23 protein-coding genes and 2 tRNA genes are annotated in these 23,130 nt (G+C 44.6%); 18 read left to right on the top strand and 7 right to left on the bottom strand.

Features of this window, described 5'->3' with window-relative positions:
* Positions 1–2: 2 nt before the first annotated feature.
* Positions 3–566 carry a cytochrome b/b6 domain-containing protein gene (locus EDC63_RS07395; RefSeq protein ID WP_124945622.1) on the top strand — a complete coding sequence of 188 codons (564 nt, stop codon included), beginning with the start codon at positions 3–5 and terminating at the stop codon, positions 564–566.
* Positions 567–1,134: 568 nt separating this feature from the next.
* On the opposite strand, the gene EDC63_RS07390 is transcribed toward EDC63_RS07395, so the two are convergent.
* Positions 1,135–1,219, bottom strand: a tRNA-Leu gene (locus tag EDC63_RS07390).
* A gap of 43 nt (positions 1,220–1,262) precedes the next feature.
* On the opposite strand from EDC63_RS07390, the gene rnr reads away from it, so the two are divergent.
* The 11 genes from rnr to EDC63_RS07335 all read left to right on the top strand — a co-directional run bounded on the left by rnr (position 1,263) and on the right by EDC63_RS07335 (position 11,952).
* Entirely contained in the window at positions 1,263–3,590 is a 2,328-nt protein-coding gene (gene rnr, locus EDC63_RS07385) for a ribonuclease R (protein WP_124945623.1), read from the top strand.
* A 58-nt stretch (positions 3,591–3,648) separates the two neighbouring features.
* Positions 3,649–4,389, top strand: a complete 741-nt coding sequence (gene rlmB / locus EDC63_RS07380; protein WP_124945624.1) for a 23S rRNA (guanosine(2251)-2'-O)-methyltransferase RlmB — start codon at positions 3,649–3,651, stop codon at positions 4,387–4,389.
* A 217-nt stretch (positions 4,390–4,606) separates the two neighbouring features.
* Positions 4,607–5,005: a 30S ribosomal protein S6 gene (gene rpsF / locus EDC63_RS07375; RefSeq protein WP_124945625.1), complete on the top strand. Its 399-nt coding sequence runs from the start codon at positions 4,607–4,609 to the stop codon at positions 5,003–5,005.
* Complete coding sequence (gene priB / locus EDC63_RS07370) at positions 5,006–5,305, top strand: primosomal replication protein N (protein WP_124945626.1); 300 nt, start codon at positions 5,006–5,008, stop codon at positions 5,303–5,305.
* A 3-nt stretch (positions 5,306–5,308) separates the two neighbouring features.
* Positions 5,309–5,536 carry a 30S ribosomal protein S18 gene (gene rpsR / locus EDC63_RS07365; RefSeq protein WP_124945627.1) on the top strand — a complete coding sequence of 76 codons (228 nt, stop codon included), beginning with the start codon at positions 5,309–5,311 and terminating at the stop codon, positions 5,534–5,536.
* 10 nt (positions 5,537–5,546) lie between these two features.
* The gene (gene rplI, locus EDC63_RS07360; RefSeq protein ID WP_124945628.1) at positions 5,547–5,996 is read left to right on the top strand and encodes a 50S ribosomal protein L9; all 450 of its coding nucleotides are present in this window, start codon (positions 5,547–5,549) and stop codon (positions 5,994–5,996) included.
* Positions 5,997–6,162: 166 nt separating this feature from the next.
* Complete coding sequence (locus EDC63_RS07355) at positions 6,163–7,530, top strand: replicative DNA helicase (RefSeq protein WP_370685864.1); 1,368 nt, start codon at positions 6,163–6,165, stop codon at positions 7,528–7,530.
* Between the two features lie 147 nt (positions 7,531–7,677).
* Positions 7,678–8,748, top strand: coding sequence for an alanine racemase (gene alr, locus EDC63_RS07350; protein WP_124945630.1), 1,071 nt, complete (start codon positions 7,678–7,680; stop codon positions 8,746–8,748).
* Positions 8,749–8,884: 136 nt separating this feature from the next.
* A complete protein-coding gene (gene radA / locus EDC63_RS07345) occupies positions 8,885–10,237 on the top strand; it encodes a DNA repair protein RadA (RefSeq protein WP_124945631.1) in 1,353 nt (450 codons plus the stop codon).
* A gap of 201 nt (positions 10,238–10,438) precedes the next feature.
* Complete coding sequence (locus EDC63_RS07340) at positions 10,439–11,164, top strand: PP2C family protein-serine/threonine phosphatase (RefSeq protein WP_165922940.1); 726 nt, start codon at positions 10,439–10,441, stop codon at positions 11,162–11,164.
* Between the two features lie 32 nt (positions 11,165–11,196).
* Positions 11,197–11,952 carry an FHA domain-containing protein gene (locus EDC63_RS07335; protein ID WP_124945633.1) on the top strand — a complete coding sequence of 252 codons (756 nt, stop codon included), beginning with the start codon at positions 11,197–11,199 and terminating at the stop codon, positions 11,950–11,952.
* An 11-nt stretch (positions 11,953–11,963) separates the two neighbouring features.
* On the opposite strand, the gene EDC63_RS07330 is transcribed toward EDC63_RS07335, so the two are convergent.
* Together EDC63_RS07330 and EDC63_RS07325 are read right to left on the bottom strand one after the other, a co-directional pair.
* A complete protein-coding gene (locus EDC63_RS07330; RefSeq protein WP_223272277.1) occupies positions 11,964–12,380 on the bottom strand; it encodes a TssQ family T6SS-associated lipoprotein in 417 nt (138 codons plus the stop codon).
* Between the two features lie 9 nt (positions 12,381–12,389).
* Entirely contained in the window at positions 12,390–13,961 is a 1,572-nt protein-coding gene (locus EDC63_RS07325; protein ID WP_124945634.1) for a serine/threonine protein kinase, read from the bottom strand.
* A 281-nt stretch (positions 13,962–14,242) separates the two neighbouring features.
* On the opposite strand from EDC63_RS07325, the gene EDC63_RS07320 reads away from it, so the two are divergent.
* Together EDC63_RS07320 and EDC63_RS07315 are read left to right on the top strand one after the other, a co-directional pair.
* On the top strand, positions 14,243–15,073 hold the full coding sequence (locus EDC63_RS07320; protein ID WP_124945635.1) for a Stp1/IreP family PP2C-type Ser/Thr phosphatase: 831 nt from the start codon (positions 14,243–14,245) through the stop codon (positions 15,071–15,073).
* 14 nt (positions 15,074–15,087) lie between these two features.
* Positions 15,088–15,786, top strand: a complete 699-nt coding sequence (locus EDC63_RS07315) for an FHA domain-containing protein (protein ID WP_124945636.1) — start codon at positions 15,088–15,090, stop codon at positions 15,784–15,786.
* Positions 15,787–15,791: 5 nt separating this feature from the next.
* Here the strand turns inward: EDC63_RS07315 and EDC63_RS07310 are convergent, their stop codons facing one another.
* From EDC63_RS07310 to hpnC, 4 genes are read right to left on the bottom strand one after another with little or no spacing between them, the layout of a single operon-like run.
* On the bottom strand, positions 15,792–16,529 hold the full coding sequence (locus EDC63_RS07310) for a YciK family oxidoreductase (RefSeq protein WP_124945637.1): 738 nt from the start codon (positions 16,527–16,529) through the stop codon (positions 15,792–15,794).
* Positions 16,526–17,830 (bottom strand): hydroxysqualene dehydroxylase HpnE, encoded by a 1,305-nt coding sequence (gene hpnE, locus EDC63_RS07305; RefSeq protein WP_124945638.1) that lies wholly within the window; start codon positions 17,828–17,830, stop codon positions 16,526–16,528. The genes EDC63_RS07310 and hpnE overlap by 4 nt, the downstream gene beginning before the upstream one ends.
* Positions 17,831–17,833: 3 nt before the next feature.
* Complete coding sequence (gene hpnD, locus EDC63_RS07300; protein ID WP_124945639.1) at positions 17,834–18,667, bottom strand: presqualene diphosphate synthase HpnD; 834 nt, start codon at positions 18,665–18,667, stop codon at positions 17,834–17,836.
* 22 nt (positions 18,668–18,689) lie between these two features.
* On the bottom strand, positions 18,690–19,514 hold the full coding sequence (gene hpnC, locus EDC63_RS07295; protein WP_124945640.1) for a squalene synthase HpnC: 825 nt from the start codon (positions 19,512–19,514) through the stop codon (positions 18,690–18,692).
* A 111-nt stretch (positions 19,515–19,625) separates the two neighbouring features.
* Between hpnC and EDC63_RS07290 the strand changes: the two genes are divergently transcribed.
* The 4 genes from EDC63_RS07290 (at position 19,626) to clpX (ending at position 22,966) form a co-directional block, all read left to right on the top strand.
* A tRNA-Leu gene (locus EDC63_RS07290) sits at positions 19,626–19,710 on the top strand.
* Between the two features lie 24 nt (positions 19,711–19,734).
* Positions 19,735–21,036: a trigger factor gene (tig, locus tag EDC63_RS07285; protein WP_124945641.1), complete on the top strand. Its 1,302-nt coding sequence runs from the start codon at positions 19,735–19,737 to the stop codon at positions 21,034–21,036.
* Positions 21,033–21,659, top strand: coding sequence for an ATP-dependent Clp endopeptidase proteolytic subunit ClpP (gene clpP / locus EDC63_RS07280; RefSeq protein WP_124945642.1), 627 nt, complete (start codon positions 21,033–21,035; stop codon positions 21,657–21,659). Before tig ends, clpP begins: the two co-directional genes overlap by 4 nt.
* Positions 21,660–21,700: 41 nt before the next feature.
* Entirely contained in the window at positions 21,701–22,966 is a 1,266-nt protein-coding gene (gene clpX / locus EDC63_RS07275; protein WP_124945643.1) for an ATP-dependent Clp protease ATP-binding subunit ClpX, read from the top strand.
* The last annotated feature ends 164 nt before the right edge of the window (positions 22,967–23,130 follow it).

Genomic DNA, 23,130 nt, shown 5'->3' with positions numbered 1-23,130 from the left:
ACATGATTCCAGAAAGCCAAATTGTTGAAAGAATATACGTTTGGGATATTTTTGTGCGACTGTTTCATTGGGGGCTGGTCGGTCTGATAGCCTCCAATCTATTTTTTCTGGAAGAAGGGGATGACTTGCACCGATGGGCAGGCTATGCAGCTGGTTTGGCCATAACTGCGCGTCTGGTTTGGGGGGTAAGTATTAGTGGGTATGCCCGTATAGGCGCATTTTTTCCAACACGGCAACGAATTCGGCGTTATTTGAATTGTTATGCCAAACATGGCAGGTGCGCAACAGTAGGGTTGAATCCATTGGGTGCAATAATGGCGATTGCGATGGTAATGTTAGTGCTGTTTTTGGTGTTGACAGGCTGGTTAATGGGCACAGATGTATATTGGGGTGAAGAGTGGCTGGAATCCCTGCATGGAGTGCTCTCTTATGCGCTCATGGTGTTCATCGCGTTGCACATTTTTATGGTATTCATAATCAGTTATCGTACTAAAATTAATTTGCCTAAAGCAATGGTAACCGGCAGCAAAGAACGTACTGCTAACTCTGCGCCGTTTCAGCGCTAATTCCAGCTTTCAATTCAAACATGATTTCGAAGGGTGGCGGTCTTGTTAATTTTGCTTAGGCAAGCCAGGTAGATTATCGTCCCCACAGTAATTTTCTAAGCACGGAAATTTTTTTTCAGATTATGTATTCTCTTTATTACACGGTTGTTTTTCTTTAACTCAGAGGGCAAGTGCTCAATCGTTATTGCGCCGAACGGGAACAATCGATGAAATGGACATCTTTTATTTGTAACTTGCAGACTTAGTTGAATTAAATAGGGTGCAACGTGGAAATGCACGAGCAGGTCGTCGCTGGGTTGAACACTTACATAACGACTGACTGCAGGATAAATGGAATAATGGGAATATCATCAATGTTTCCCGCTTCAGTTGAAAATAATTAATACTGATTGTTGTTGGATTGTTACGCGTTTTGGAATTGCACCATGCTAAGTTGGTGCGATAGGGTATAATACTTGACATTAATTTTGAGCAAGCACTGCCAATGCTTTTTACGGTAAACTTTGTGGTAACAAAAAACCGCGCTATCCTGAAAACAAGAATAAACGCGGTTTTATGTGTTTGAATCTGGTGCCCAGAAGAGGACTCGAACCTCCACACCTTGCGGCACACGGACCTGAACCGTGCGCGTCTACCAATTCCGCCATCTGGGCAAAAACAAGAGCGCAAATTTAATATGAAACGAGACATTTGTCAATGAAAAAGAAGAAAATTCGTCTGCAGGACCCACACCTCGAGAGAGAACGCGCGCAATATGAGCACCCATTGCCTAGCCGTGAGTTCATTCTGCAAATTCTTTCTGAACAAGGTATGCCTGTTTCATCAGAGAATTTAGCTGAACTGCTTGAAATCGATGATGAAGAAATGGATTTCTTCAGTCGTCGCTTACGCGCTATGGAGCGTGAAGGACAGATCATGCGTAACCGCAAAAATGCGGTGTGTGTGATGGATAAACTGGATTTGATCAAGGGGAAAGTTCAAGGTCATCCGGATGGTTTTGGATTCTTGATTCCTGAAGATGGTAGCCCGGATCTTTTTCTGGGGCCGAAAGAAATGCACAGGGTGTTTCATGGCGACATTGTCATGGCCAGAGAAATCGGACTGGATCGACGTGGTCGCCGTGAAGGTTCAATCGTTGAAGTGCTGCAACATGTCAATAGTCGCTTGGTTGGGCGGTTGGTTGTGGAGCATGGCGTCCAGTTCGTTGTATCGGAAAACCGTCGCATCACCCAGGATATTCTGATTGCGCAAGGGGCAGATTTGGGGGCTGCTGCGGGGCAAGTTGTCATGGTTGAGATCATTGAACAGCCCAGTAAACATGCTAAACCCGTTGCGCGAGTGGTTGAGATTCTGGGGAATTACGCTGATCCCGGTATGGAAATTGAAATTGCCTTACGCAAGCATGAATTGCCCCATATTTTTTCCGCAGCCGTTGAAGCTCAGGCCAAAAAATTACCTAAAAAGGTATTGAAGAAGGATATGGTAGGTCGCGAAGATATCCGCCATTTGCCACTGGTTACTATTGATGGCGAAACAGCCAGGGATTTCGATGATGCAGTATATTGTGAGCCGGTTGGAAAAGGTTACAAGCTGTATGTTGCCATTGCCGATGTGAGCCATTATGTCAAGCCAGGCGAGCCTTTGGATGTGGAGGGTTTGGAGCGAGGCAATTCCGTATATTTTCCCCGGCGTGTTATCCCCATGTTGCCCGAAGAATTGTCCAATGGGCTGTGCTCACTGAATCCTGAAGTTGAACGGTTATGCATGGTTTGCGAAATGGATACCAACAACAAGGGTGATATAAAAAGTTACCGTTTTTATCCAGCAGTGATGTTTTCTCATGCTCGCCTCACTTACAATAAAGTGTGGGCTATGCTGGAAAATCCGAAGGGCGAAGAAGCAACTGAATACAAGTCAGTGTTGCCCCATGTAAAAAACTTGTATGCATTGTTCAAGACTTTGTTGAAGGCACGTTGGGCACGCGGTGCGATTGATTTTGAAACCACTGAAACACAAATGATTTTTAACGATCAAGGTAAAATTGATCGCATTGTTCCGGTTAAACGTAACGATGCGCATCGTTTGATCGAAGAATGTATGCTGGCTGCGAATGTCTGTGCTTCCGATTTCTTGCAAGGATACGAGCACCCCACTTTGTATCGCGTCCATCAAGGGCCTACTCCTGAAAAACTTCAGGCATTGCATGAATTTTTGCGTGAATTTGGTCTGAGTCTGGGTGGAGGAGAAGAGCCTCATGCTATGGATTACGCCAATTTGCTGGATAAAATCAAGGATCGTCCTGATGCGCAGTTATTGCAGACCGTGATGCTGCGTTCCTTGCAACAGGCAGTGTATAGTCCTGATAATGTCGGGCATTTTGGTCTGGCCTATGAGTCCTACACACATTTTACATCCCCGATTCGCCGCTATCCCGATTTGTTAGTGCATCGTTCAATTAAAGCCGTGTTGAACAGTGAAAAATACAACCCGGGTAGCTGGGTGAAACTGGGTGAGCATTGCTCGACGACTGAGCGTCGCGCAGACGAAGCTACCCGTGATGTAGAGTCCTGGCTGAAGTGTTTTTATATGCAGGACAAGATTAATGAAACCTTCGATGGCACAATTAGTGGCGTAACTGGGTTTGGTATTTTTGTCGCGCTGGATGGTATCTATGTGGAAGGCATGGTGCACGTATCCGAACTGGGTAGTGACTACTTTCACTTTGATAAGGCCAAGCACCAGATGCTGGGTGAGCGAACCGGAAAGCGTTATCGATTAGGTGATCGCGTTCGTGCCAAAGTAGTGCGCGTGGATCTGGAAACCAGCAAAATGGATTTTGTACTGGAATGGGATGGTGATGAAACTTTAGTGAGTGAAGAGCCTCTGAGTAAATCTAAGCGATCCAAAGGGGCTTCGCAAGATGAAAAAGTTGTGAAAGAAAAATCTAGCGTTTCTTCCAAGAAATCGAAGTCTGAAAAAGAAGCGAAGTCCCCCCGAAAGCCCCGCACAAGAACCAAGAAATAACAATCGTAATGGGTGTGCTTAATGCGCACCCAGCGCTTTTTTAGAAAGAAATCTATTCATGTCACGTTTGATTATTAGCGGTTTTCACGCCGTTTCCAGCCGTATTAGGCAGAACCCTAAAAGTATTGTGGATCTGTATTTGGATAGTGGGCGTCATGATGCGCGCGCGCGAGATCTTGTACAGTTGGCAGAAACAAATGCTATTCGTATCGTTATCACGCCCAATGATCGTTTAAATAGCATGGCTGGTCATGACAAACATCAGGGTGTGCTGGCAAAGGTGTTGCCTGTCAAGCAGCATCATGATCTGGGGGAATTGCTGGAAGACCTGAATGAACCGCCACTGCTGTTGATTCTGGATGGGATTCAGGATCCTCACAATCTCGGGGCCTGTTTAAGGACCGCAGATGCTTTTGGCGTGCATGCGGTGGTCGCGCCAAAAGATCGTGCAGTCGGTTTGAACCAGACAGTTAGCAAAGTAGCCTGCGGTGCAGCTGAAACGGTGCCGTATATAGCGGTGACTAATCTGGCGAGAACGATGCGTGATCTGAAGGATATGGGTGTATGGATAGCAGGTACAGCGGCGGATGCAGACCAGGATTTATTTACGGCCAAGCTGGATGGTCCGTTAGCCTGGGTATTGGGAACTGAAGGGACCGGCATGCGACGATTAACGCGAGAACTGTGTGACTTTACCGTGAGTATTCCCATGTTTGGTACAGTAGAAAGTTTAAACGTTTCTGTGTCGACAGGGGTTTGCTTATATGAAACACAGCGGCAAAGAGCCTTGAAAGGGTAGGCCTTTTAATAAAGTAGCCCGCACTTCAGGGGAGGGCAGGGATTCACTCTGCGCCCCAAAATGTTCTGTTAATCTTGATTAATCCATTGAACTGCCTGTATAATTCCGCTTCTTTGGTTTTTGTTGGTCAATTGCTTGGCCGGGATCAAAGATAAGCCGTTTATAACCTTGCCTTACCGACGCGCATAACGGAAGGCTATTTCCAAAAGGAGCATACATGCGACATTACGAGATTGTATTTATCGTTCATCCTGATCAAAGTGAACAGGTGGGCGCAATGATCGAGCGTTATCGCGCTACGATCACTGCAAAAGAAGGCAAAATTCATCGCCTGGAAGATTGGGGTCGTCGTCAGATGGCTTACCCAATTCAGAAAGTTCATAAAGCACACTATGTGATGATGAACATTGAGTGTGACCAGGAAACTCTGGATGAACTCGAACATGCGTTCAAATTCAATGATGCCGTACTACGTCATCTGACCGCGAAGATGAAAGAAGCTGTGACTGAGCCTTCAGCAATGATGAAGGAAGAAAGAGCCAGACCTTCCAGAGGTGGTGATGAAGGCGGTAGAGATTCATCCGATGCAGATGCAGCGCAGGAATCAGTAGCTTAAGTGAATTGTAACCGCGTTGTACTGTGCGGACTGATTGTTGAGAAGGAAGAAATACGTTATACGCCTGCTGGCATCCCGATCGTGAATTTTAAAATTGGGCATGAGTCAGAACAAATAGAAGCAGGTGGAAAACGGCTGGTGCAATGCGAGATAAGTTCGGTTGCACTGGATAAAGTGGCGCAGGATGTTAACCGATTAAAAATTGGTGACTATGTGAAACTGGATGGTTTCCTCTCCCGCAAAAGCCGTATGAGTACACACTTGGTGTTACACGTTAATAAATTCGAATTGAAGAGGTGAGTCATGTCCCGTCAAATGTTCAGACGTAGAAAATACTGCCGGTTTACCGCCGAAGGTATCAAAGAAGTTGATTATAAAGATGTTGAGTTGTTGAAAGATTTCATCAACGAAAACGGTAAGATTATTCCAGCGCGTATTACAGGCACCAAAGCCCGTTTTCAGCGCCAGTTAGGTACTGCTATCAAGCGCGCTCGCTTCTTGGCATTGCTCCACTATACCGATCTGCATTAAGGAGTCAGCTATGCAAATTATTATGATGGAAAAAGTGGTAAACCTGGGTCAGTTGGGTGATGTCGTTAAGGTGAAAGACGGCTATGCGCGTAACTATTTGATTCCTCAGGGTAAGGCTAAGCGTGCTACGGCAGCGAATCTGGCTGAGTTTGAAGCGAAGCGTGCTGAACTTGAAAAAGCGCAAGCTGCAGTTTTGGCTGATTCTCAGGCACGTGCCGCCAAGATGGAAGGCTTTGCCATACAAATCAGTCAAAAAGCGGGTGTGGATGGCAGATTGTTTGGCTCAGTGACCAATGCAGATATCGCTGAAGCGTTGAAAGCAAAAGGTTTTGATGTGCCAAAGTCTGAAATCAGACTGCCTGAAGGCCCGTTGAAACTGATTGGTGAATATGCAATTACTGTTGCATTGCATACTGACGTAGTTGCAAATATCACGGTAACTGTAATCGGCGAAAACTAATTAATCACTGGTTTTACCTGATTTAAAAAAGGGCTGGTAGTTACAGCCCTTTTTTTATTTCTGTAAGTTAGCTTGTGCTACCTTCAAAAATGATAATATTAACGCTTCATGCATAGCTTATTTTATTTCTCCTCGAAGAGTTCAGATGGTTCAAAATGTGTCGTCAATGATGCTTGACCAGCAGGTTGAGTCCCTTAAGCTTCCTCCCCATTCTGTAGAGGCTGAGCAATCCGTCCTCGGTGGATTGTTATTGGAAAATAGTGCCTGGGAAAAAATTGCAGATCTGGTGACGGAATCCGATTTTTATCGGCATGATCATAAACTGATTTATCGGCATATTTCCAAGCTGATTGAACAGAATAGACCCGCTGACGTTATTACAGTGTCAGAATCTCTAGAAAGTAGTGCTGAATTGCAAAACATAGGCGGTTTGGCATATCTGGGAGGGTTGGCCCAAAATACGCCTTCTGCGGCAAATATTCGACGCTACGCAGAGATTGTTCGTGAGCGTTCAGTAATGCGGAAACTGGTGCAGGTCGGTACTGATATTGCTGAAAGTGCATTTAACCCTATGGGGCGCAATGCTTCTGAATTATTGGACAAAGCGGAGGCAAAAGTATTTGAAATTGCTGAAGAAGGTTCAAGGGGAAAGCAAGGGTTTTTGGATATTCAACCGCTGCTGACACAGGTTGTAGAGCGGATAGATGAGTTATTTCGCAGCGATAATAATAGTGATGTAACCGGAATACCCACTGGTTTTACTGATCTGGATAAGATGACTTCTGGCTTGCAGCCTGGAGATTTGGTGATTGTTGCTGGCCGGCCATCTATGGGTAAAACGGCATTTTCCATCAATATTGCGGAAACGGTTGCACTTGAATCAGGTTTGCCCGTCGCCATTTTCAGTATGGAAATGGGTGGGTCGCAGTTAGTCATGCGGATGATTGGTTCTGTTGGGCGTTTGGACCAGCATAAAGTGCGTACGGGCAAGCTGCAGGATGATGATTGGCATAATCTCACTTACGCCGTAGGAAAATTAAATGATGCCCCGATCCATATTGATGAGTCACCTGCATTGACATCGATGGAAGTGCGTGCCAGGTCACGCCGCCTTCACCGGCAATATGGGAAGCTTGGCCTGATCGTGATCGATTACCTGCAACTGATGAGCGGGAGTGGGAATGGCGAAAACAGGGCGACTGAGATTTCTGAAATATCAAGGTCATTGAAAGGGTTGGCTAAAGAGTTGAATGTACCAGTTATAGCGCTTTCTCAGCTTAATCGAAGTCTGGAGCAACGCCCTAACAAGCGACCTGTTATGTCGGATTTGCGTGAGTCAGGTGCTATTGAGCAGGATGCTGACGTTATTCTGTTTATTTATCGGGATGAGGTCTATAACCCTGACACGCAGGAAAAAGGTACCGCTGAAATTATTATCGGTAAGCAGCGTAATGGACCTATTGGCACAGTGCGTCTGACCTTCCTAGGGGAATATACCAAGTTTGAAAACTTTGCTCATGCAGGTCAATATTGATTTGGGTCCATTGTTTTTCATTGCAAGATAAACGCAGAATCTGAAAAGCTACAATTAATTAGATTAAGGCGTTTTTCTTCATTATGATTGGTTATATTCAGGTTTTAGTAATTTGCTTTAGTATCTCCTAACTTTACAATTCAATCCATGTCTCGCCCTCTTCAAGCCCGTATAAATCTTTCTGCATTTGACCGTAATCTTCATGTTGTACGAAGGTGCGCACCTGAATCCAAAATTATGGCGGTGATTAAGGCAAACGGTTATGGCCATGGTCTGAAGCGGGTGGCGCAGGTATTAATTGGCAACGTGGATGGTATTGCTGTGCTAGCGCTTGAAGATGCCATTTGCCTGCGTGAAATGGGTTTCAGGAAATCTATCCTGTTGCTTGAAGGTTTTTTTTCTGCGGATGAGCTGCCGATTATTGCGGATCATCATTTGTCGATTGTGGTTCATAACCAAATTCAATTGGAAATCCTGTCGCAGGCATGGTTGCCAAAAAAGATTGACGTTTTTCTGAAAATGAACTCAGGAATGAATCGGCTGGGATTTAAGGCTGACGCGTTTCATGAGGCTTTGTCTATACTTAAAAGTTGTGCAGTGATTCACAATATCACCTTGATGACGCATTTCGCTACAGCTGATGATGAAAAAGGGATTTCAGTACAGTTTTTGTCATTTAACAGCGTTGTCCAAGGCTTGCATCACATGCGCTGTCTTGCAAATTCGGCTGCGATTTTGCGATATCCCGATTCGCATGGTGATTGGGTGCGGCCTGGCATTATGCTTTATGGTTCTTCCCCTTTTATTGATAAAAGTGCTGAGGAATTAGGGTTGCAGCCAGTAATGACCCTTATAAGTCAGATCATTGCAGTGCAATCAATCCAAAAAGGTGAGAGTGTCGGGTATGGAGCAACTTTTGTGGCCGATCGTGATATGCGTGTAGGTATTGTTGCCTGTGGTTATGCCGATGGCTATCCGCGCCATGCGCCTACCGGTACACCTGTACTTGTTCTGGGTAAGCGGACAAGAACGTTAGGCCGCGTATCGATGGATATGCTACACGTAGATTTGACAGATATTGCTCAGGCGCAGGTTGGAAGTGAAGTGACGCTCTGGGGTGATGGCATGTCAATTGATGAAGTGGCACGAGCTGCCGGAACAATCAGTTATGAATTGCTTTGTGCACTTGCTCCGAGGGTGCCGGTAGTAGAGATTTGAGCTCCGGTTTGACTTCAAATGTGGTAAGAAAAAATTGGGTGCTCGCGGAAAGCATTGAACACAATAAAACTAAATGTCATAATCAATTTCTATAGTTCAATTGTAGTTAATCGCCAATTCAGGTAAAAACAATAGAATGGCTAAACAAAAAAATATCTATACCTGTACAGAATGCGGCGGGCAATCCACAAAATGGCAAGGACAGTGTCCCCATTGCTTCGCTTGGAATACATTGGTTGAAACCATAGCTGAGACAAGTAAGGCGCGATATAACGCACTTTCAGTGACCAGTGAAGTGCAAAGCCTGAGTGATGTAGAAGCTAAGGAAGAACCTCGCTATACGAGCGGTGTGTCCGAGTTTGATCGCGTGTTGGGTGGCGGATTGGTGAATGGCACAGTTATCCTGATCGGAGGTGATCCGGGTATTGGTAAATCAACGCTCCTGCTTCAGTCTCTGTGCCATATGAGCACTGAACGCAAAGTGCTGTATGTGAGTGGTGAAGAATCCGCTCAGCAGATTGCACTGCGCGCGAGGCGTTTGTCTCTTGATGCAAAAGGGGTGCAGTTATTAGCAGAAATTCAACTGGAAAAAATTCAGGCGACACTACAAGCTCATAAGCCTGATGTGGCAGTGATTGATTCTATACAAACAACTTACTCCGAAGCCCTGCAATCAGCACCAGGCAGCGTTGCGCAGGTGCGAGAGTGTGCCGCGCAGCTAACCCGGTTTGCCAAACAAAGCGGAACAACCATTATATTTGTAGGGCATGTCACCAAAGAAGGTTCCCTCGCAGGCCCGCGTGTATTGGAACATATTGTTGATACTGTGCTTTATTTTGAAGGCGACCCCAGTTCCAGTTTTCGGTTGATCCGGGCATTTAAAAATCGTTTTGGTCCCGCTAATGAGTTAGGGGTGTTTGCTATGACGGAAAAGGGATTGCGTGGCGTGAGCAATCCATCTGCGCTATTTTTATCGCAACATGAACAGCAAGTTCCCGGTACTTGTGTAATGGTGACACAAGAAGGCACGCGACCACTTCTGGTAGAAGTGCAGGCGTTGGTGGATGAAGCACATTCGCCTAACCCGCGACGACTTTCTGTAGGACTTGAGCAAAACAGGCTGGCGATGCTGCTGGCTGTATTGCACAGGCATGCCGGCATAGCCTGTTTTGATCAGGATGTATTTGTGAATGCAGTAGGTGGGGTAAAAATCAGCGAACCAGCAGCTGATCTGGCAGTGCTTTTGTCCATTGTGTCCTCATTGCGTAATAAACCTTTACCAGAAAAAATGGTGGTGTTCGGGGAGGTGGGATTGGCAGGAGAGATCAGACCCGTCCAAAGGGGACAGGAAAGACTTAAGGAGGCTGTAAAACTGGGTTTTACCTATGCGATTATTCCGAAGGGAAATAAGCCTAAACAATCAATTCCAGGCATTGAAATTGTCAGTGTTGACCGGCTTGACGAAGCAGTTTCAGCTTGTAGAAGATAACTACGCATCAGTTTATTGATATTTTTATACAATAGCGGTTAAGTTTTATTGCTTTACAACTTTACCTTTTATTCATTGTTTTATTGCTGTGATGCAATTTGACGATATAGAGTACGCTAGATGGTCACTGCTTTGGAAATGCCGAAGTTTTACACACAGTCTTATGCTCTTGAGATTTCTTGCGGGAGTGACCAAGGCCGCGTGCGCCTAATTAATGAAGATAATTTTGGCTGTGATGCTGCTGCTAAATTGATGGTGCTTGCAGATGGCATGGGAGGCTGTCAGGCTGGAGAGGTAGCAAGTGCAATCGCTGTGAGCACTGTCATAAGCGAAATTAAAAATATTGAACAACCAGTTTCTGATATTGGTTTATTTTACGGCGATGATTTAACGCCATCAATGGCGCGCGCGTGTAATGCAATTGAAAAATCTAATCTGGCTATTTATGAGGCTGGATTGCATTCGCCTGAATGTGCCGGAATGGGGACAACGATCGTTATGGCGCAGTTTGCTGAGGATATAGTTACGGTAGCCAATGTTGGCGATTCGCGGCTTTATCTTTTGAGAGGTGATGTTTTGCAGCAACTGACAGTAGATCACACCGTACTGCAGGAGCAAATCGAACTAGGCTTTTTTCCTGAAGATGAAAGGCAGCGCGTGGCAGCTCGCAGCATGCTGACAAGAGCATTGGGATCGGAGCCCAGAGTGACGGTGGATGTGTTCGAGCAACAGGTTAACCCGGATGACCTGTTCCTGTTATGTTCAGATGGGTTGTATGATATGTTGGATGATGGAGAAATACATTCCATATTGACCAAAATGGATGGTCGACTTGGATGGGGGGTGGAGGAGTTGTTGCGACGTACACTTGATCAGGGAGGCGTCGATAATGTTACACTGATTTTGGCCAGGGTAATCAGTTCTTGATACCCGCTTAGCTTTTTTACTCATATTCAACGATGTCAAAATTTATTGTATACAATCAGGATGGGCAGATAGAAGGTGAATACGCACTGGACAAAGAGCGAATTACTATCGGTCGCAAACCTTATAATGATATTCAGTTAAAGCATGAAGCCGTTAGCGGCGAACATGCATTAGTTATTACCATTCGGAACGACTCCTTTCTGGAAGATCTTGATAGCACCAACGGTACCCAGGTAAATAATCAGCCAGTGAAGAAATGTGTTCTGCAAGAGAAGGATGAAATCAGAATTGGCGGTTTTTTGTTGAAATATATATACGAGCCAATAGAGAATCCGGTACAGGATGATGATGACCTTGGGTGGTTAATGAATTTTGATGAAACTATCGAAGCTGATACGGCCGAAACAGAGGAAAAAGAGCAAACTGGTTATGTTTTGGGCGATACCCTGAAAAGAGCAGGTCCGTTATCGCGATCCAAAAAAGCCTCGGTGCCGGGAAAGAAAAGTTATATTGAACAGGTAAGCGCTTATTCTGCCGGGTTGCAAATATTAAGCGGCCCAGGTGCCGGACATGAGTTGCAGTTAGAGAAAACGCTTACAACAATTGGCAAGCCAGGTTTACAGATGGCGGTGGTTACTCGCCGTACTGGTGGTTATTTTCTGACTCATATTGAGGGAGGCGAATTCCCTTTATTGAATGGTGTATCCATAGGCCTGCAATCCCGTGCCCTTAAAAATCATGACATTATTGAACTGGCAGGAACGAAAATGGAGTTTTACTTAAAATAAATAGCTTGCCGTTATTTATTTTTTTTGGGTGGTGGCTGCTCTGCTTTCATACCTCTGAAAACGGGGCCCCAGATAGGGTGGCCTGCTTCTGCAGTACTTAATTCAAAACTGGGATCAATATCCAAGGCTTTTTTGAACTCATCGCGGCATTGTTTTTCACGTTCGGATGCACAATAAACAAAAGCCAAATATTTGTGTGCATTTATCTGGTCTTTTTTAAAGGTAAGTCCCAAGTTTAATGCATTCTGCAGGTATTTTGCAGCTGTCTGGTAATTACCATCCTCATAGCTTTTCAGACCAATTGATAGTTCCTGTTCAGCCTTTCTAGGGGAGAGTTTATCTAAACCCAAATCTCTCACCGGGCCTGTTGAACAGGCAGTAGCTGTAAATGCAGCAAGCATAAAAATAAGCAGTGATCGAGTGCGCACAAAAGTCCTTTATTGGAATATGTATTTTATTTTTTTCGTGGATCCGGATTTAATGTCTATTGTTTCCGAATAAGGCGCAAAATTCAAGTTTCTAATCTCGATTCTATGTTTACCCGCTGAAATAGTCAGCTCTTTGAGAGGGGGAGTGACTCCTTCCTTTTTACCATCAATATATATTTCGCCCCAGGGTGTGACCGCAAATGTCAGGAGAGCCGGGTTTTTAATGACCTCAGTTTGTTCTGGAGTCTCCGTTTCAACCGTAGGTTTGACTTTTTCATTGTTTTTGATCGCCTGGGACGGCTCTCTATTTTGCGAAGTTGTTGATGGCAGTTCGCTTTGGAGTGGGCGTGCAGAGGCAATTTCATCGATAGCAAGCTTGCTCTGCCCCTGGTCAATTTGGGGATCGGTACTTTCTTGCATGGGTGTTTTAAGCGTGGATTGCGGAGCCTCAACTAACTGAGGGGGAGCCGGCGTTTCCTCCTGATGAGAAGACCTGCCTATTATCACTGTAACAGCAAAAGCCAGAAGCAATATCAAAATAGCAGAAAGCAGAATTTTGTTACTCTCCCAGAAAGTGGGCTCAACTATGGTTTTTGCTTCTGACGCTCCTGCGCCGGGTGGGCTGTAATTCGTTTTGCTACCAATTAGCCCCCCAGAAATCTGATTGAGAAATATGGTTTCTTCACCCATATCAATTCTGGGTTTAGATCTTCTATCCAGTGTTCTGTGGCGGTTATTTATTTCTTCAGCGGAATCTGGAATTGACAGACGCTGATAATTCATCAGGTCTTCTTCCATTTCTTTGGCTGATTGATAACGATCCGCAGGGTGTTTGGCTAAAGCTTTGTCTACAATATAATTGAATGCTTCTGGCAGCTTTGGATTCAGTGCACCCGGGGTTGGTGGCGTTTCATTCAGGATGCGATACATAATGGTGCTGATATTATCCCCACTAAATGGGGATTCGCCGGTGAGCATTTCATACAATACAACACCCAGCGAAAAAATATCTGAACGTCCATCAACATTCTGACCGATCACTTGCTCTGGTGACATATACTTGGGCGAACCCAACACCGTCCCTGCCAAGGTTCTGGAACCGGTTGGCATCTGTGCTATACCAAAATCAGTAATTTTGGCTACACCGTCCCTGACCAGCATAATATTTGCCGGTTTAATATCACGGTGAACAATACCATTTTCATGAGCATAAGCTAAGCCGTCTGCAACCTGGGCAATCACTTCCGCGATTTTATCGACGGATAGTGCTGAATGGGTATCTAATATGTCTCTTAATACTTGTCCTTCCAGATACTCCATCGCCATATAAGCAACATGGTCTGATTTACCTACATCATAGATGGTGACGATATTTGGGTGATTAAGTCGGCCGGCTGATTTTGCTTCCCGATAGAAACGTTCTTCAAAGTTAGCAAGCTCTTCCTGGGAAAGGTCCAACTTGATAGTTTTAATAGCAACAGTACGCTCAATAAGCGGATCAATAGCTTTGTATACAACTCCCATGGCGCCTTGGCCAAGCTCTGAGAGTATTTCATATCGGCCTAATTTTTCAGTTGCCATTAAACGCTGCGGTTGAGTGTGAATAAACGTAGAGTGGTATCGGTCCTGCAGACAGGCATAACAGTAGTTTTTTCATCGGATAATGTCAATACTGATTCGTACAGGATTTATAATCATTGTGATTTATGAGAATTAATTAATGTTAGTTCAACCAGACTGGTATTGCTTTTTTTCCAAGTCAGGTGAGAGAATGCTTTAGGAAAAATATTGTTTACGCATTTATATTTTACAATACAAAGAATTGCTGTGGTGTTTTTCATAGATATAGAGGATTTAAAGGCATGACAACGAGCAGTCGATTAGAGGTTGCCAGTGCAACGGATCCTGGTGTGGTACGCTCGTTCAACGAAGACAGTATCTCTATAGATAGCGATCTTCAGTTGCTGGTTCTAGCAGATGGTATGGGAGGTTATAAGGCGGGTGATGTGGCGAGTGCCATGGCCACGGGCTTGATTGTGGACGATATCAAGAGAAAGTTAGGTGTTGTCAAAAGCCAAGCTATTCCTAAATCAGAACAATCATCGGTAGAATCAGAGGTAATCAAGGCTGCGATTGAAAAAGCGAATCGGGCTATTTATAAAACGGCTGAGGCAAATAATAAATATCACGGTATGGGGACAACGGTCGTTTTGGCCTTGTTTCATAATAATCGGGTAACAATTGCGCATGCAGGTGATTCTCGATTGTACCGATTACGTCATGGTCGTTTTGATTTGTTGACCCATGATCATTCTTTACTACAAGAACAAGTTGAACTGGGGTTGATTTCCTCAGAAGAAGCAAAGGTTTCCCATAATCGTAATCTGGTAACCCGTGCATTGGGTGTTGAACCGGAAATAAAAGTCGATCTGATTGAAAAAAATGTATTGCCCGGGGATGTATATCTTCTCTGTTCGGATGGCTTGAATGACATGGTCGATGATACGGACATTGAACTTGCTGTAAGTGAGCTTCAGTCAAACCTTGCACTTGCTGCAACCCAATTGATTCAGATGGCAAACGACAATGGCGGGCACGATAATGTTTCTGTGCTGATGGCTAAAGTGGTGAATGATATTGAAGAAGAGCGTAGTTTGTCTGACCGGTTGTTCGGTTGGCTGAAAAAGTTTTAGGGGCAGGAAGCAAAATGGCAAAACTAGTGGTCAGCTGTGAAGGTTTAGTTCAAGGACATTATTTTCTGGATAAGGACCAGTTTGTAATCGGTCGTAAACCAGATAATGATATTTTTCTGGATGATCCCAGTATCAGTAAATCACAAGCTATCATTGTTACAGTTGGAAATGACCATATACTTGAAGATGCGGGTAGTACTAACGGTACGACAGTGAATGGAAAAAAGTTTGTTAAGCATATTCTGCAAAATAATGATGTGATTGGAATCAGTGACTTTCAGTTGAAATATGTCAACCAGCGCGCCTCGTCCGACATGGATTTTGACAAAACGCTCATGATGGCTGCGCCCTGGAAAAAAGACGAACCCCCTGAAGCAATGATGCCAATGCACACGCACTCTCAGTTGGCGACAGCCTTATCAGCTGCTCGTACCAATAAAGCCAACTTTCCGCTGGGAGGTGTCAAAGGTGTAAAAGGGCAACATCTTGGTCAGGAAATTGTTATCAGCCGGCCTTTGCAAACGTTTGGGCAGGCAGGTAACAGGCTTGCAGTTATCACTCGCCGTCCACATGGTTATTATGTTACTCATGTAGAAGGCAAAAAAACGACCAAAGTAAATGGAAAATCCATTGGTACCCAGCCTCATCAACTTCAGGAAAATGATTTGATCGAGGTAGCCGACGAAAAACTGATTTTTTTTCTGAAAGCCTGATTCTTTCAGCAAGCGACGATTTCACCATTGATTTTCTTGCTATCTTTCCCCATCAGATACAAGTAAATCGGCATTAAATCCTCAGGTTTGGGCATAGTGTCCTTAAATTCGCCTGGATGCGTTTTGGCCCGCTGGGTAGATTGGACAGGGCCAGGAATCAAAGCATTTATTCGCAGATTCTGAAACATTTCAAACTCTTGCGCCCAGATTTTAACCATGGTTTCCACGCCGCCTTTAGAGACAGCAAATCCCCCCCAATAGGCAGCAGGTGTGTGACCATGGGTTTCCGAAGTCATGATGATGGAAGCGTCTGGCGATTCTTTCATTATTGGCAGGCATGCGCGTGTCAGAGCAAAAGGCGCTATCAGATTGACGCGAAGCAAACTGTTCCACTGATCAAGCGTCTGTAATTCGATTGGGCATAAGCTGAAAAACCGCACCGCATTATGCAGAATACCGTCCAGTCGGCCTAATTGAAGCTTGATAGCTTGAGCCAGTGCCTCATATTCCGCATCGGTGGCTTTTTCGAGATCAAGTGGAAAAATAGCAGGTTGAGCATAGCCAGCACTTTCAATTTCATCGTAAACCGCTTCCAGATTCTGAACATTCCTTCCAAGCAGAATTACCGTGGCGCCATGTGCCGCATAGGTGATTGCGGCAACGCGGCCAATTCCCTGACCTGCTCCAGTAATGAGAATAACTTTGTCTTTCAGTAATTCTTTTGTGGCTTGATAGTTTTTCATGATATTTCCAAAATTGATTGGGCGCATTTTACCCCACTTTGTGTCGCTGCTTCGAGTGTTGCAGGATAATCGCCGGCAGTATAATCTCCCGCTAGGTAAAATTGCTTAAGTGGTGTGATTTGTTCAGGGCGTTGCAGATTGGCTATGCATGAGAATGTAGCGCGTTTTTCTGCAATGACCTTATACCAAAGTGGCTCCGTTAAATCGGGAATATAGGATTTCAGCTTTTTATGAACTGAATTGGCTAATTCATCATGGCTAAGCAGTTGATGCTTGCCTTCTGCGCTAATCACTACAGCCAAAAGCCCGGGATTGTTGCTTATTTGTCCCCGGTCAAACACCCATTCCGAGAAGCCTGATGCTAAACCTTGCATGGGTTTGGGCATGGCAATTTTATGCGAGTATTGCAGGTAGAGCGTATAAATAGGCTGGTATGTCAGATTGCTTGCCAAGTCAGCTGATGCTGCCAGCTCCGGTATGTTACTTATCAGTTGCTTGATGCGTTGAGGCGGGACTGCACAGATAACGTGACTGAATACTTGGTTGGATTCCTGTGTTAGCACAGCAAACCCTTTAGAGCCAACTTCGATGGAAATAACGCTTGTTGATCGAAAAATGTGACCGCCATGATTCTCAATATATTTTGCCGCATTATCAGGGAACAGATCGCTAAGATCAACACTGGGAATGATAAGATCAGCGTCATTACGGCCACCGTTCAAACTGTCTCTGAGTACGTTCAGAAATACTTGGGCAGAGGCCATTTCAGGAGGCGTATTCAAGGCGGATATGCACAGTGGGGTCCACAAAAGCTTTTCAAGCGAACCTGTCTGATTAAATTGTTGCAATAAGGTAAAAACGCTGATGTCTTGTTTTAGTTTGAATTTTCTGGAGCGCATGCTGAGCATAAAGCGTACCGCACGCAAGCGTTCAGGAAAACTCAGTCCCTGTGCAGTCATAAGCCCAACCGCGAGATGGAACGGTTTTGGCAAAGAGGCCGCCTTAAGGTTGAAGTGCCCAAGAATGGTCAATTCAAGGGGAATACGTAAGAAGGGTTTTATTGTATTTACTGTTGCATGCGGGCTAACTAATTTAATAAGTCGAAGCGTTTCGCGATAGGCCCCAATCAGAATATGCTGGCCATTGTCGAGATTCAGGCCTTTTAGTGACACTCTGCGCGCCCGGCCACCCAGTTCCTTGGCAGATTCAAAAACAGTTACCGGAATATTGCGTTGAGCAAGTTCTACAGCAGCAGCAAGTCCAGCATATCCGGCACCAATTACGGCAACGCTTTTTTTCAATGTTTACCCTTTAACCCAGGTTTTCCAGGCAAGCCAAAGTTTCCGTAGCGGTGTGAGTGCTGTGCGGCTGGATAATACCTTGCAGCCATCGTTCTGTATTTCGTTTAGCAGTGAGCGGTATATGGCCGCCATCATAATACCTGGGAGTTGAGGCTTACGGTCTGATTCTGGCAAGTTTGAAAAAGCAGCATCATAATAACTGTGTGCACGTTCAATTTGAAAGGCCATGAGACGAGAGAAATGCTCATTTTCTTTGAAATTGAAGATGTCTGCTTCAGTAACACCATATTGTGCCATTTCATCCAGAGGTAAATAGATGCGGTTGCGTCGTGCATCTTCACCGACATCACGAATAATATTGGTTAGCTGGAAGGCCATGCCCAAATCATGGGCGTATTTTAACGTTTTGCGATCCTGATAGCCGAAAATTTCAGCTGAAAGTAGGCCTACTACACTGGCGACGCGGTAACAGTAAAGCTGGAGTGTCTTGAAATCAGGATATCGGTTCTGGTTAAGGTCCATTTCCATGCCATCGATGATTTCCTGAAAGTGCTCTTCAGGTAGGTTGAATTGTTGAATGGCTGGGAGAAGGGCCTGAGTGACAGGGTGTTGAGCCAATCCTTTGAAAGTCTGGTTAATTTCGTTGCGCCACCATGCCAGTTTAATTCTCGCAATAGCAGGTTCTTTACAATCATCTACGACATCATCCACTTCGCGACAGAAGGCATAAAGCGCAGTAATGGCTTTGCGTCTTTCAGATGGGAGAAACAAAAAACTGTAGTAAAAGCTGGATCCGCTCTTAGCCGTTTTGTCCTGACAATATTGATCTGGTGTCACGATATATTCCTGTGGTTGTTTCTTATTTTGCCCGAATTGCACGATAACTCATATATAACCAATCAATTGGCTTGAGTACAGGCCTGTTGCGAAATACATCCCCTTTGGATTTGTGTAATTTGCGCAGGATAGTTTCACCACCCATTATAATCATGCGCATTTCAAGTCCTATTCTTCCTCGCAGCACTTTTCCGAGCGGTGCACCCGCCTGGAGTAATTTTCTTGTTCTATCCAGTTGAAATAACATTAATGATCCCCATAATTCATTAGTATTGCCTTGTGCAATCTGATTCTCGCTGATTTGAAATTTGGCCATTTCATCCAGTGGAAGATAAATTCGATCCTTTTTAAAATCTATTGCAATGTCCTGCCAAAAGTTGATGAGTTGAAGGCTGGTGCAGATGGCATCTGAATAGGCCAGATTTTTTGGCGTAGCTTCACCGTATAAATGCAACAAAAGTTGACCGATGGGGTTTGCCGAGCGTCGGCAATATTGGATAAGTTCACCAAAATCAGCGTAACGGGATTTGATGACATCCTGAGAAAAAGCACTGAGTAAATCGTAAAAAGGCTGTAAGGGTAGTTTGAATTTATCAATAATGTCAGCCATATCCAGAAAAAGTTGCGTGCGTGGAGTGGCTTTGGATTTAATCAGATCCAGTTCCTGGCGGAATTCATCCAGCAATAACAGACGTTTTTCATCGCTGATATCCCCTTCATCAGCAAAATCATCGGCCTGACGCGCGAAGGTGTAAATCACGCTGATTGGATGCCGAAGTCGATGTGGCAGCAGTATCGAAGCGACAGGGAAGTTCTCGTAGTGCTCAATTGTATAGGGTTGTGGCATCGGATATGGGAAATTAAGGCTGGTGATGGAATAAATAATCAATTATTATCATAATTGGTGGTGTATTGCCTACTGTCAGTTAGGTAAATATTATATTACACTTACGGGTTTGCGAAAGTGGCGGAATTGGTAGACGCACTGGATTTAGGTTCCAGCGCCGTAAGGTGTGGGGGTTCGAGTCCCCCCTTTCGCACCATATATTTTGTTTTGAGGAATAGCAATGCAGTCAGAAAACCTGAGCCCACTAGAAAAACGTCTTGACGTTACTTTGCCAAATGAGCAGATCACCACAGAAGTTGCAAATCGCCTCAAGCAACTTGCCCGCAATGTAAAAGTACATGGATTCCGCCCCGGCAAAGTGCCAATGAAAATTGTCGAACAACAGCATGGCGGTCAAGTTCGCCAGGAAGTGCTGGGTGAAGCATTGCAAAAGGGCTTTTCGGAAGCCGTGCGCGCCCAACAGTTCAGAGTTGCAGGCTACCCGCGGTTTGAAGCCAAGCCAACGCCTGAAGGCGAAAACAACTGGGAGTTTACTGCGACATTTGAAGTTTACCCAGAAGTGGTACTGGGTGACATCAGCGGCAAAACTATTGAACGGCCAACTGTTCAGGTAGGCGAAGCAGATATCGATAAGACGATTGAAATACTTCGCAAGCAACGCGTTCAATATGAAAATGTAGACCGCGCTGTGGTGACAGGTGATCAGGTGAATATCGATTACCAGGGAAAAATGGATGGAACGGTGTTTCCTGGCGGTCAAGCGCATGGACAGGTCATTGTATTAGGTGAAAGTCGTCTGCTCAAAGATTTCGAAAACCAGCTTATTGGCATGGTTAAAGGACAAGAGAAGGTATTTGAATTAACTTTCCCAGAAGATTATCATGGGAAAGATGTGGCTGGAAAAACTGTGACTTTTGAGGTGAAGCTGAATGCAGTAGCTGAGCCAACGATGCCGGCAGTTGATGCCGAATTCGCAAAGACACTGGGTGTTGAAGATGGTGACCTTGAAAAAATGCGCGGTGAGATTAAGGCCAATCTCGAACGCGAAGTAAAAAGTCGCGTAAAAAACCTGGCTAAAGAAAAGGTTATGGAAGCGTTGCTGGATACCAGCAAGCTGGATTTGCCAAAAGCATTGGTTGGGATGGAAGTTGAGCGTCTCATGCAACAGGCACAGAACGACATGGTTGCACGTGGTATGAAAGTATCAGATATTCCATTACCACCGGAAATTTTTGAAGAACAAGCGAAAAGACGTGTAGGATTAGGTTTGATTCTTGCCGAACTGGTAAAAGCCAATAGTCTTCAAGCTAAACCAGATCAGGTTCGCGCTATACTGACAGATTATGCGCAAAGCTATGAACAGCCAGAAGAAATGGTCAAGTGGTACTACCAAAATCCTGAGCGTTTGGCTGAAGTTGAATCATTGGCATTAGAAGATAACGTAGTTGCATGGGTGCTTGAGCGTGCTAAAGTAGAAGATAAGTCACTCACTTTTGATGAATTGATGGGAAATGCTAAATGATTGAAAATCGTAACTGGGAACCACAAGGCTTGGGTCTGGTACCCATGGTCGTTGAACAAACTGGACGTGGTGAAAGAGCCTACGATATTTACTCGCGTTTATTGAAAGAGCGAGTAGTCTTTTTAGTTGGACCTGTGAATGAAGTTTCAGCTAATCTGATTGTGGCGCAATTACTGTTTCTGGAATCAGAAAACCCGGATAAAGATATACATTTGTATATCAACTCACCAGGTGGTTCAGTTTCTGCTGGTTTGGCAATTTATGACACCATGCAGTTCATTAAACCAGACGTAAGTACTTTGTGTATTGGTCAGGCTGCCAGTATGGGGGCTTTCCTGTTAACAGCAGGAGCTAAAGGCAAGCGTTTTTGCCTGCCTAATTCACGCGTCATGATTCATCAACCTAGTGGTGGTTTTCAGGGGCAAGCGTCAGATATTGAGATTCACGCTAAAGAAATTCTCTACCTGCGTGGACGTTTGAACGAAATGTTATCTCAACATTCTGGTCAAACAGTCAAAACTATTGAGAGAGACAGTGACCGCGATTATTTCATGAGTGGTGCGGAATCTGTAAAGTATGGATTAATTGACAAAGTGCTAGAAACCAGAGCTGAAACTGCTTAGTAACGCTTTGAAAATACATTGTAAATTTAGGGAAACGGGTTATGTCTGACAAAATTGGCGGCGAAAAACTACTTTATTGCTCTTTCTGTGGCAAAAGCCAGCACGAAGTGAGAAAGCTGATCGCCGGCCCTTCAGTGTTCATTTGTGATGAATGCGTGGAGCTATGCAATGACATCATTCGTGAAGAAATTCAGGGTGACAAGTCAGAAAAAACTGGGAAACTGGAACTCCCGGTTCCTCATGAAATCCGTGCAATACTGGATGAATATGTGATTGGCCAGAATCAGGCTAAGAAAATTCTGTCTGTAGCGGTTTATAACCATTACAAACGCTTGAGAAACTCAAGTAAAACAGACGAAGTTGAATTAGCCAAGAGTAATATTTTACTGGTAGGGCCTACTGGTTCTGGTAAAACATTGTTGGCCCAAACTTTGGCGCGTTTGCTTAATGTACCCTTTGTGATGGCTGATGCAACTACCCTTACTGAAGCGGGATATGTAGGTGAAGACGTAGAAAACATCATTCAAAAGCTATTGCAAAAATGCGATTACGATGTTGAGAAAGCGCAGCAGGGGATTGTGTATATCGATGAGATTGACAAAATTTCTCGCAAATCCGATAACCCTTCGATTACGCGTGATGTTTCCGGTGAAGGTGTACAGCAAGCCTTGCTGAAACTAATTGAAGGTACAGTAGCTTCCGTTCCTCCACAAGGTGGTCGTAAACACCCCAATCAGGAATTTGTTCAGGTTGATACCACAAACATCCTTTTCATATGTGGTGGTGCGTTTAGCGGGTTGGATAAAGTCATTCGTAATCGTGCTGAGAAGGGCGGTATTGGATTCGGCGCAGAAGTTAAGAGCAAAGATAACCGGAAGGATATCGGTGAGATTTTGCGTGACGTAGAACCGGAAGATCTTATTAAATTTGGATTGATTCCTGAATTTGTGGGGCGTTTGCCAGTAGTTGCGACGCTTGAAGAGCTGGATGAAGCGGCTTTGATGCAGATTCTGACTGAACCAAAAAATGCGTTGACCAAGCAATTTCAGAAATTATTCCAGATGGAAGGTGTAGAGCTGGAATTCCGTACGGAAGCCCTAGATGCGATCTCTCGCAAAGCTTTGGCACGCAAAACGGGTGCACGTGGTTTACGTTCAATTATTGAGCATGCTTTATTGGATACGATGTTTGATTTGCCATCCTTGTCTAATGTGAGCAAAGTGGTGCTGGATGATAGCGTGATAGATGCGGAAGGCAAACCGCTGCTTATTTATGCAGACAAGCCGAAGGCTGCTGAATCTGCTTGATTATATTGAGGAGTATAGGGTTTATGCCCTGTATTCCTTGAAGTTGTAGTACTTGATTGATTGTTTTTTTCATCACATTGTGCAAATTTATTGCCAACTGCTCCTTGAATGACTTGAAATTCACGAAGTCGGCCCTCAACTAGAGTTTCTATCCGTAATTTTTT

Origin of the sequence: Sulfurirhabdus autotrophica (assembly GCF_004346685.1) — a bacterium.
GTDB classification, from domain to species: domain Bacteria; phylum Pseudomonadota; class Gammaproteobacteria; order Burkholderiales; family SMCO01; genus Sulfurirhabdus; species Sulfurirhabdus autotrophica.
This window is presented reverse-complemented; position numbering and strand designations above follow the sequence as displayed.